This is a genomic window from Duganella fentianensis, from assembly GCF_964031615.1.
GTDB classification, from domain to species: domain Bacteria; phylum Pseudomonadota; class Gammaproteobacteria; order Burkholderiales; family Burkholderiaceae_D; genus Rugamonas; species Rugamonas fentianensis_A.
Window position 1 is genome coordinate 1 of sequence record NZ_CAXIQN010000012.1, and the last position, 10,971, is coordinate 10,971.

Annotated in this window: 9 protein-coding genes; 6 read left to right on the forward strand and 3 right to left on the reverse strand. The window is 57.2% G+C overall.

Annotated features, from left to right (window positions below; translation table 11 throughout):
- The coding region (locus ABNT42_RS07880) for an ATP-binding protein (RefSeq protein ID WP_348696140.1) at positions 1-344 on the forward strand (344 nt) is incomplete at its 5' end.
- 822 nt (positions 345-1,166) lie between these two features.
- On the opposite strand, the gene gyrB is transcribed toward ABNT42_RS07880, so the two are convergent.
- From gyrB to dnaA, 3 genes are all read right to left on the reverse strand, one after another.
- Positions 1,167-3,671 (reverse strand): DNA topoisomerase (ATP-hydrolyzing) subunit B, encoded by a 2,505-nt coding sequence (gene gyrB / locus ABNT42_RS07885; protein WP_348696141.1) that lies wholly within the window; start codon positions 3,669-3,671, stop codon positions 1,167-1,169.
- A gap of 71 nt (positions 3,672-3,742) precedes the next feature.
- Positions 3,743-4,849 (reverse strand): DNA polymerase III subunit beta, encoded by a 1,107-nt coding sequence (gene dnaN / locus ABNT42_RS07890; RefSeq protein WP_155436461.1) that lies wholly within the window; start codon positions 4,847-4,849, stop codon positions 3,743-3,745.
- 109 nt (positions 4,850-4,958) lie between these two features.
- Positions 4,959-6,356 carry a chromosomal replication initiator protein DnaA gene (gene dnaA / locus ABNT42_RS07895; protein ID WP_155436462.1) on the reverse strand — a complete coding sequence of 466 codons (1,398 nt, stop codon included), beginning with the start codon at positions 6,354-6,356 and terminating at the stop codon, positions 4,959-4,961.
- Between the two features lie 400 nt (positions 6,357-6,756).
- Here dnaA and rpmH point away from each other — a divergent pair, with 400 nt between their 5' ends.
- The 5 genes from rpmH to mnmE all read left to right on the forward strand — a co-directional run bounded on the left by rpmH (position 6,757) and on the right by mnmE (position 10,803).
- Positions 6,757-6,891: a 50S ribosomal protein L34 gene (gene rpmH / locus ABNT42_RS07900; protein ID WP_010401996.1), complete on the forward strand. Its 135-nt coding sequence runs from the start codon at positions 6,757-6,759 to the stop codon at positions 6,889-6,891.
- A gap of 23 nt (positions 6,892-6,914) precedes the next feature.
- Entirely contained in the window at positions 6,915-7,373 is a 459-nt protein-coding gene (gene rnpA / locus ABNT42_RS07905) for a ribonuclease P protein component (protein WP_161036206.1), read from the forward strand.
- Positions 7,370-7,636, forward strand: a complete 267-nt coding sequence (yidD, locus tag ABNT42_RS07910; RefSeq protein ID WP_348696142.1) for a membrane protein insertion efficiency factor YidD — start codon at positions 7,370-7,372, stop codon at positions 7,634-7,636. Before rnpA ends, yidD begins: the two co-directional genes overlap by 4 nt.
- 11 nt (positions 7,637-7,647) lie before the next feature.
- Complete coding sequence (gene yidC, locus ABNT42_RS07915; protein WP_348696143.1) at positions 7,648-9,351, forward strand: membrane protein insertase YidC; 1,704 nt, start codon at positions 7,648-7,650, stop codon at positions 9,349-9,351.
- Positions 9,352-9,423: 72 nt separating this feature from the next.
- Positions 9,424-10,803, forward strand: a complete 1,380-nt coding sequence (mnmE, locus tag ABNT42_RS07920; RefSeq protein WP_348696144.1) for a tRNA uridine-5-carboxymethylaminomethyl(34) synthesis GTPase MnmE — start codon at positions 9,424-9,426, stop codon at positions 10,801-10,803.
- Positions 10,804-10,971: the final 168 nt, after the last annotated feature.

The window sequence follows — 10,971 nt, forward strand, 5'->3', positions numbered from 1 at the left end:
AGAAACAGCAAGGAAAGGCCGGCCACCTCGCCATGAGGCTGCTCTACACCGACCTGGTCATCCTGGACGAGCTCGGATACCTTCCGTTCAGCCAGAATGGTGGGGCTCTCCTATTCCACCTGATCAGCAAGCTCTATGAAAAAACTAGTTTGGTCATCACCACCAACTTGGGCTTCTCAGAGTGGGGATCTGTTTTCGGTGACGCAAAAATGACGACAGCGCTTCTCGACCGCCTCACACATCATTGTCATATTATCGAGACGGGCAACGACAGCTATCGTTTCAAAAACAGCTCAACCCAACAGATTGGAAAGGAGATCAAGCACAATTTAGTACCCCAATAAATCCGAAGAAATCATCCGAAGAGCGGGTCAGAATTCGGTGCAAATTACGGGTCAGAATCAAATGCAAACTAACAAGTTGGGGGTAGTACCCCTTATTTAGCTGTGATAGAGTTGCAATTTCGAGCTGCGTCTTACCGCGACTTGACCTCAGCTTGAACAATTCGCCGCCGAATGATTGGTCAAAGCTTTTTCGTCCGACACTCATCCTCATTCATCGCAGAAACCCATTGTTACCTGAAATGCTAGCCGAAGTAGCATCCTAACTCAAACAATTCTTTTTAAAATCAATGAGTTATTCGTATCGTTATAACGATGCGGAATTTTGCTAAACGGGTTTGTCTGAAGTGATGAGTAGTTAAAATCTGGGTCGGTGTCCCAGGAGGATAGAAATCGTCAGAGTAAGGCTTTAACTTTGATGATTTGTGAGGGTAACTTTGACGGTGGCCACTTTTCGAAGAATTTTTTCTGCGAGATGAATACTAGCCTCGCCAGCGTAATGATTTAATGAATTCCTGTGTCAACTCGAGAGTTGACCGTTAGACATCTTGACGATTTGGACGGTTGCGCGTGGTGAAAAGGTGAGCCCGAAATGGAGCGGACGCGAGAATTTCGCCAGTAGAAAACGCCGATCTACATACATCGGCGTTTTTACCTTTACTTCTGGCTGCCCGAGAGTCGAATTACCAGCACAAGGATTTTCAGTCCTTAGTCCATTTTACGGAAGTGAAAAAAGTAGGTCAGTCGCATCAACTAATGATTCTCGGTCGCAGACTTGTGGCGCCAGTTGCAATTACTCTGGCGCCCTACGAGTTTTGTTACTGTTTACACGTCGATGTTACCGGCGCGCAGCGCATTGTTCTCGATGAAGGCGCGGCGTGGCTCCACTTCGTCGCCCATCAGCGTGGTGAAGATCTGGTCGGCGGCAATCGCGTCTTCGATCTGTACCTTGAGCAGACGGCGCACTTGCGGGTCCATGGTGGTTTCCCACAGCTGATCCGGATTCATTTCACCCAGACCTTTGTAGCGCTGTTTCGACACCACGCGCTCGGCCTCGTCACGCAGCCATTCCATGGCGTGGTGGAAGTCGACCACACTCGATTCCTTGGTGCGCTCGCCTTCGCCGCGGCGCACATAGGCGCCTTCGCCGATCAGGCCCGTGAAGGTGGCCGAAGCGGCCGCCAGCACGGCGTAATCGGCGCCGCGTACGAACTCGGCGTCGATGGCGCTGACTTTGACGTTACCGTGGTGCATACGTTCGATCCACAGCAGGTGCTTGGCAGTCAGCTCGTCCGAGCGTACCGACACTTTCACGTTTTTGTCGTTGATGTTGGCGTTCAGCGCTGCTGCCGAAGCTTCCGCCAGTTCCGCCGTATCCAGATTCAGCGTTACGCCCGTCATGATGGCCGTCAGCGCTGCGCGGTCGATCACGCGGGTCAGACGGGTCATGATGACGTTGGCCAGATTGAACTGGCGTACCAGTTCGGCCAGCGCTTCGCCGACGATAGGATCGGCACCTTCGCGCGGGGTCAGGGCGGCCGTGTTCAGCGCTACATTCATCATGTAGGTGGCTTCTTCGGCGTCGTCCTTCAGATAGCGTTCGTCGCGACCGGCTTTGACTTTGTACAGTGGCGGCTGGGCGATGTAGACGTGGCCACGCTCGACCAGTTCCGGCATCTGGCGGTAGAACAGGGTCAGCAGCAGAGTACGGATGTGGGCGCCGTCGACGTCCGCATCGGTCATGATGATGATGCGGTGGTAGCGCAGTTTTTCGACGTTGAATTCGTCGGGGCCAATCGAGGTACCCAGTGTGGCGATCAGGGTGGTGATCTGTTCCGACGACAGCATCTTCTCGAAGCGCGCCTTCTCCACGTTCAGCACCTTACCGCGCAGCGGCAGAATCGCCTGGAACTTACGGTCGCGGCCCTGTTTGGCCGAGCCACCTGCGGAGTCACCCTCGACGATGTACAGTTCGCACAGGGCCGGATCTTTTTCCTGACAGTCGGCCAGCTTGGCCGACAGGCCCAGACCATCCATCACACCTTTACGGCGGGTCAGGTCACGGGCCTTGCGGGCCGCTTCACGGGCGCGCGCAGCTTCGACGATTTTGCCGCAGATGATTTTGGCGTCGTTGGGTTTTTCCTGCAGGTAGTCGGCCAGCGTTTTTGCCACGATCTCTTCGACCGGGCCACGCACTTCCGACGACACCAGCTTGTCCTTGGTCTGCGAGGAGAATTTAGGCTCTGGTACTTTCACGGACAGCACGCAGGTCAGGCCTTCGCGCATGTCGTCGCCGGAAATCTCGACCTTGGCTTTCTTGGCCAGTTCCTGCTCTTCGATGTATTTGTTGATCACGCGGGTCATGGCCGCGCGCAGACCGGTCAGGTGGGTGCCACCGTCACGCTGGGGAATGTTATTGGTGAAGCACAGTACCTGTTCATTGTAGGCATCGTTCCACTGCATCGACACGTCCACCGAGATATTCGTGCCCTGATCGGACAGACGTTCGCCCGTCGCCTGGAACACGGTCGGGTGCAGCACCGTCTTGGCTTTGTTGATGTATTCGACGAAGCCGCGCGTGCCGCCTTCGAAAGCAAACACTTCTTCCTTGCCCGTGCGCTGGTCGGTCAGCTTGATGTTGACGCCATTGTTCAGGAAGGACAGTTCGCGGATACGTTTGGCCAGAATTTCGTAGTGGAATTCGACCACGCCGAAGATGGTTTCGTCAGCCCAGAAGTGCACGTCGGTACCGCGCTTGTCGGTTTCGCCGATGACTTTGATAGGCGAGACCGCCACGCCATCCTGCATGCTCATTTCGCGGTTCACAGGCACGCCACGGGCGAATTCCATGAAGTGCACTTTGCCGTCGCGGCGGATGGTCAGCTTCAGGGTTTTCGACAGTGCGTTTACGCACGATACACCCACGCCGTGCAGACCGCCCGAGACTTTATAGGCGTTCTGGTCGAACTTGCCGCCAGCGTGCAGCTCGGTCATCACGATCTCGGCAGCGGAGCGCTTAGGATCGTGCTTGTCGTCCATCTTCAGGCCGGTCGGTACACCGCGGCCGTTGTCGCTGATCGAGATCGAGTTGTCCGCATGGATGGTGACGACGATTTCCGAGCAGTGGCCAGCCAGCGCTTCGTCAATCGAGTTATCCAGCACTTCGAACACCAGATGGTGCAAACCGGTGCCGTCCGAGGTGTCACCGATGTACATGCCGGGACGTTTGCGCACCGCTTCCAGACCCTCGAGGATCTGGATCGACGCGGCGCCGTATTCTTCGGTCTTGGCCGGAGCGCTTGCTGCTTGTTCTGCTGGAATGGCGGACATGTGCTGCTTTCTTTTATATCTGGACAGTAAAAAACGCGGTACGACGAACTATGCTAATCACTCAGGCTGGATCAGATCCGCATCGGCATGACGACATATTTAAAGTCGGCATTGTCGGGGATGGAAATCAGCGCGGACGAATTGGAATCGCCCAGTGCCACATTGACCTGATCGCATTTCAGATTGTTCAGTACGTCGAGCAGGTAGCTGACGTTGAAACCGATATCGACGCTGTCGCCGCCGTAGTCGATTTCCAGTTCTTCCACCGCCTCTTCCTGATCGGCATTGGTCGAGCTGATTTTCATGCTGCCCGGGGTGATGATGCAGCGCACGCCTTTGAATTTATCGCTGGTCATGATGGCGGCACGTTGCAGCGAACGCAGCAGCTCATCGCGGCCGATGGTGAATTCGTTCTGATAGCCCTTAGGAATCACGCGGGTGTAGTCAGGGAACTTGCCTTCCACCAGCTTCGAAATCAGTTCGATGTCGGCGAAGCGCAGCTTGACCTGATTGGCGGCGATATCCAGTTGTACGGTCTCGTCGTTTTCTTCCAGCAGGCGCTGCAGTTCGATGATGGTCTTGCGCGGGATGATGACTTCCTGACGGGCAAAGGTCTGCTCCGTTTCCACTTGGCAGAAAGCCAGACGGTGGCCGTCGGTCGCCACGGCGATCACGTTGTTGCCATCGAGCACCAGCAGCAGGCCGTTCAGGTAGTAACGGATGTCCTGCTGGGCCATGGAGAAGTGCACCATGTTGAACAGGTGCTTCAGGGTTTTTTGCGGCAGGGTCACGCTGGCGCTGTAGCTGTCGGCTTGCTGCACGGTGGGGAATTCTTCCGCAGCCAGCGTTTGCAGGGCGAAGCGCGATTTGCCCGACTGTACGGTCAGACGTTTGTTCAGCAGCGTCATGGTGACGTCGCCCGATTCCGGCAGGGCGCGCAGAATGTCCAGCAGCTTACGTGCGGCCACGGTGGTGCCGGTGACTTCCGCGCCGGAACCGATGTCGGCGTGGGTGGTGATCTGTACTTCGGTGTCAGTGGACAGGAAGGAGACGCTCTCGCCCTCTTTGCTGATGAGGATATTGGCCAGAATCGGCATAGTGTGCCGACGCTCGACAATACCGCTCACGATCTGCAGTGGCCGGAGAAGAGTATCTCGGGTGGTTTTGACCAATTGCATAGCTTATCCTCAGGTTTAAAGATTGAATCGTAAATTTTTAACAACTTTGCCTTGTGGGCAGATTGCCTAAATCATAAAGGCAAAGCACGGCTCTTGCCACCCTCCGGCATCAGCCTTTGAGGGTTTGCTCGAGCACGTGCAGCTCGTGGTTGCATTCCGGATTTTTGGTGCGGTCCAGCGCGATCTTGCGCACGGCGTGCAGCACGGTGGTGTGGTCACGGCCACCGAACAGTTCGCCGATCTCCGGCAGACTCTTCTGCGTCAACTCCTTGGCCAGATACATGGCGATCTGGCGCGGACGGGCGATATTCGCCGGCCGGCGCTTGGAATACATGTCGGCCACTTTGATGTTGAAGAAGTCGGCCACGGTTTTCTGGATGTTCTCCACCGAAATCTGGCGGTTCTGCACCGACAGCAGATCTTTCAGCGCTTCCTTGACGATGTCGATGGTGATGTCTTTGCCGTGGAAGCGCGAGTAGGCCAGAATCTTGCGCAGTGCGCCTTCCAGCTCACGCACGTTGGAGCGCAGGTGCTTGGCCACGAAGAAGGCCACGTCGTCCGAGAAGGTCACGCCTTCCTGCTTGGCTTTCTTGAGCAGAATCGCCACGCGCATTTCCAGTTCCGGCGGTTCGATGGCCACCGTCAGACCCGAGTCGAAACGCGAGATCAGGCGGTCGTCCATGCCCGTGATTTCCTTCGGATAGGTATCCGAAGTGATGATGATCTGCTTCTTGGCCGCGATCAGCGCTTCAAACGCATAGAAGAATTCTTCCTGCGTGCGGCTCTTGCCGCCGAAGAATTGAATATCGTCGATCAGCAGCATGTCCAGCGAGTGGTAGTAATGCTTGAAGTCGTCGAAGCCTTTGCGCTGGTAAGCCGTCACCACGTCGCGCACATATTGCTCGGCGTGGATGTAGCGGATCTTGGCGCCGGGCTGGTCGGCCATCACCTGATTACCGATCGCGTGGATCAAGTGGGTCTTACCGAGGCCCACGCCACCGTAGAAGAACAGCGGGTTGTAGGACACGCCCGGATTATTCGCTACCTGAATGGCAGCGGCGCGGGCCAGCTGGTTGGCCTTACCGGTCACGAAGCTATCGAAGGTGAGATCGGTATTGATGCGGCTCTGCTCGCGGCGCGGTGCGGCCGAGGCGGGCAGTTCCGGTACCGATGGCACAGGGTCGGCCATGCGCGCGTTACCGCTAGGCGCACCGCCATTGATATCAGGAACCGGCGCAACGGTGCTGGCCTTTTTCGGCGCGGACAGGCGCGGATCGAGCACGAACTGCACTTCCGTCGGGGCGTCCCAGTACTGGCAGGCCAGCGCCGTGATGCGGCTGGCAAACTGGGTCTTGACCCAGTCCAGTTTGAAGCGGTTAGGGGCGGCCATGCGCAGCTTGCCCGCCTCGTAATCGAGGGGGATGAGCGGCTTAATCCACGCGCTGAATTGTTGCGGCGTCAGCTCCAGCTCCAGCTGGGCGGAGCACGTCTGCCAGAAATTTTCCATGAATCTTATATCTATTCTTACACTGCTCTTGACGACTGCAGTACTACTGATCAGGGTGCAATCGAACCCGGGGTTCGTCACACGTAACGCGCTATTCTACTCTCGCCGGGCGAAGTTATCCACAGGCGCGACGCTTATTTTTCGCATCCGCAGCGCATCGCCGGCGCCATCAGTTGTTGACAAGGGGGGGCAAAATGCTGATAATTCAGGGTTCCCCGCCCGTATTCCGTGTTTATTCACTATGACGTCAATATGGAGTAAGCGTGGATTTAGCGGGCGATGAGATGGACCCAGCTTGTGCCGGTATCGGTGGCATAGGTGCGCGAAGTGTCATTGGCACCAAAAACTGACGGGGCCACAACCCGATTTTGCATTTTTTTCTGCTTTAAGCGAGACCAACATGAAACGTACTTACCAACCTTCCGTCGTGCGCCGCAAGCGTACCCACGGCTTCCGCGCTCGTATGGCTACCCGTGGTGGCCGTGATGTGCTCAACGCACGTCGCGCAAAAGGCCGCAAGCGTCTGGCTGTATAAGCCACCGCTTGTTAGCTGATCGCATGGACAGCTGTTTGCAAAACGGCTCGACAGGCGAAGGTTCACACGACTTCGCGCGCGTTCGGCGCATCGTTAAAACGGATGAATTTTCATCCGTTTTTCGTTTGCGCCCTACGCAAAAAAGCGCCCATTTTGTGCTCTACACCCGTCCCAGTGCGCTGCCCCATGCGCGCCTCGGGGTGGTGGTGGCCAAACGGTTTGCGCCGCGCGCAGTAACGCGTAACACCATTAAACGGGTCACGCGCGAACTGTTCCGTCAGACTGGCCTGCCGGCGATCGATTGTCTGGTGCGTTTATCCAGACCGGTCAATAGCAAGGACGGTCCAGCCACCTCGGCGACGTTAAAAGCGGCGCTGCGGGTGGAATTGTCACGTCTGTTCGCTCAGGCCAGAACGGCAGCGGCGCGTGCGCCCAAGCCGGCCTTGTCTTCGGCGCCACCGCCTCCATCTGCCGCATCATGAAAAAATTGCTAGGTTTTCTGGTGCGCGGCTACCAGCTGGCTATCAGCCCGCTGCTGCCGCCTTCGTGCCGCTTCTATCCGAGCTGCTCGAATTACGCACTGGAAGCGTTGCAAGTACATGGTGCTGCGCGGGGCAGCTGGCTCGCCGCCAGGCGCATCTGCCGTTGCCATCCGTGGAATCCCGGTGGCCACGATCCGGTGCCGCCGGCCGATAGTAATAAATCGAATTCTTCAACGACCGCTTGCGGTTGCAACCACTCCTGATAAATACCGTAATGGATATCAATAAACGTACCATCCTGTGGATCGTGTTTGCCGTGTCGATGATTGTTCTGTGGAACAACTGGCAAGTATCGAACGGCCATCCATCGATGTTTGCACCGCCGCCGCCGCAAACGGCCAAGGCGCCGGAAGCGAAGAAAACTGAACTGCCAGCCTCGGCAGCAGCCACGGCACCCGCCGCTGTCGCTGGCGCAACGGCAGGTGCCCCTGCGGCCGCTGAACCGTTCAAGAGCGAACGTGTGACCATTACTACCGACCTGTTCCGCGTTGACGTGGATACGCTGGGTGGTACCATCCGTCGTCTGGAACTGCTGAAGTTCAAGGACGGTATCGATGAGACCAAAAATCAGGTGCTGTTCGATGTGGACGGCGCTACCGGCAAGACCTATCTGGCGGAAACCGGCCTGATCGGCGCGCCTGGCCTGCCGAACCACCAGACGGGCTTCGTGGCCAAGCCTGGTCCGCGCATGCTGAACGACGCTAACCAGATCCAGCTGGTACTGGAGGCGGAAGCGGGCGGCGTCAAGCTGACCAAGACCTTCACCTTCAAGCGCGGCGACTACGTGATCGATGTACGTCACGACATCACCAACGTGGGCACGGCACCGATCAAACCTGAGCTGTACCTGCAACTGGTACACGACGGCAACAAACCAGCAGGCGATTCTTTCTTCAACAGCAGCTACACCGGTCCTACGCTGTACACGGATGCGGATAAATACCACAAGCTGCAGTTCGAAAAAGTGGAAAAAGCGGCAGTTGAAGCGGCCAAGACGGGCAAGGATGCCCTGCAGGATCACCCGACCAAAGCCGACAATGGCTGGTTCGCGATTTCCCAGCACTTCTTCGTTTCGGCTTTCGTCCCGCAGGACAAGCTGGCCCGTACCATCTTCACCCGCAAAGTGACGACTAACCAGTACGCCATCGGCGTGACCCAGCCACTGGGTACGCTGGCACCGGGCGCCACCATCAGCAATGATGCGCGTCTGTATTCCGGCCCACAGGTAGAAAAACTGCTGGAACAGGTTACCCCGGGTCTGGATCTGGTGAAAGACTATGGCTGGCTGACCATCATCGCCAAGCCTATCTTCTGGGTCATGGACCAATTGCATAAAGCACTGGGCAACTGGGGCTGGACGATTATCGCCTTCACCATCCTGATCAAGCTGGCCTTCTTCCCGCTGTCGGCCGCTGGCTACCGCAGCATGGCCAAGATGAAAGTGCTGACGCCTAAGATGCAAGCCATCCGCGAGCGCCACAAAGGCGATCCGGCCAAGATGAATCAGGCCACCATGGAACTGTACAAGGCCGAGAAGATCAACCCGCTGGGCGGCTGTCTGCCGATTCTGGTACAGATGCCGGTGTTCATCGCCCTGTACTGGGTGCTGCAAGCGTCGGTGGAAATCCGTGGCGCCGCATGGCTGGGCTGGATTACCAATCTGGCTGCACCGGACCCTTATTTCGTGCTGCCAGTGCTGTACGCGATCACCATGTACATCACCACCAAGCTGAACCCGGCACCGGCTGATCCGATGCAGGCCAAGATGATGCTGTTCATGCCGCTGGCCTTCTCGGTGATGTTCTTCTTCTTCCCGTCCGGTCTGGTACTGTACTGGGTGGTGAACAACATCCTGTCGATCGGTCAGCAGTATGTGATCACGAAGAAATTCGCTGCACCGGAAGCTGCTAACAGCTAAATCGCACCGAAGTTTGTTGCACAAAAGCCCGTGTTGATCGCGGGCTTTTTTTTACTTGGTTACAATCCCATCATGAATATCGATTCTTCCCCTATCGCCGCGATTGCCACCGCCCCCGGACGCGGCGGCATCGGTGTGGTGCGCGCTTCCGGCAAAAACCTGCAAGGGCTGGTCACAGCGCTGTTCGGCACGACTAAATTGCAGCCACGGCATGCCAGCTATCTGCCGTTCCGTCAGGCCGATGGCAGCATCATCGATCAGGGCATTGCCATCTTCTTCCCCGGCCCGAACTCTTACACGGGCGAGGATGTGCTGGAACTGCAGGGCCATGGCGGCCCCATCGTTCTGCAACTGTTGCTGGCACGGGTGCTGGAGGTGGGCTCCGAACTGGGCTTGCGGCTGGCCGAGCCGGGTGAATTCACCCGCCGCGCCTACCTCAATGACAAGCTCGATCTGGCGCAGGCCGAAGCGGTGGCCGATCTGATCGATGCTTCCACGGAAGCGGCGGCCAAGTCGGCTTCGCAGTCGCTGTCCGGTGCGTTCTCGAAAACCGTGAATGCGCTCGTAGATGGCGTGACGGGCTTGCGCATGCTGGTGGAAGCGACGCTCGACTTCCCTGAAGAAGAAATTGATTTTCTGGAAAAATCCGATGCCCGTGGTCAGTTGAAGGCGATTGTGGAATCGCTCGATCAGGTGTTCCGTCAGGCGGCGCAAGGCGCGCTGCTGCGCGAAGGTCTGAACGTGGTGCTGGTGGGCCAGCCGAATGTGGGCAAGTCCTCGCTGCTGAATGCGCTGGCGGGTAATGACGTGGCGATCGTCACGCCGATCGCTGGTACCACCCGCGACAAGGTGACTGAAACCATACAGATCGAAGGCATCCCGCTCAATATTATCGATACGGCTGGCATCCGCACGGTGGATGACAGCATTGATGTGGTGGAGCGTATCGGTATCGAACGCACTTGGACGGAAGTGGGCAAGGCCGATGTGATTCTGCATCTGCTCGATGCCGATCAGGGGCCGACGCGCGCTGATGAAAACATCATGGCGGCTTTCCCGCCGGAAGTGCCGGTACTGCGCGTGTGGAACAAGATTGACCTGTCCGGCCACAAGCCTTCCGTCGACGAGATGGCCGATGCGGTGCACGTGTATCTGTCGGCGCACGAGAATCTGGGCATCGATCTGCTGCGTGCAGAACTGCTACGCATCGCCGGCTGGCAGCAGACGGGCGAATCACTGTATCTGGCGCGCGAACGGCATCTGATCGCACTGAAAAATGCCGGCGCCCATCTGGCGCGTGCCGGTGAACATGCAGCGCAGAATGACCAGTCGCTCGACCTGTTCGCGGAAGAACTGCGGTTGGCGCAGGCTCAGCTTTCGAGCATCACGGGCGAATTCTCGTCCGATGATCTGCTGGGCGTGATCTTCAGCCGCTTCTGCATCGGCAAGTGAATTCGAATTTAATGGAATCTGTGCCAGTCCAAGTGGGTGAGATCTCACTGTGAAATGAATCTGAGCGTTTTCCAGCGTTAGTAATTGAAATCCTTCAGTGCAAAACGATGATTGTGTAGGCGAGCCGGGCCTTCGATATGGCGCGTTTGGAAACTCAAGAATGGGCCT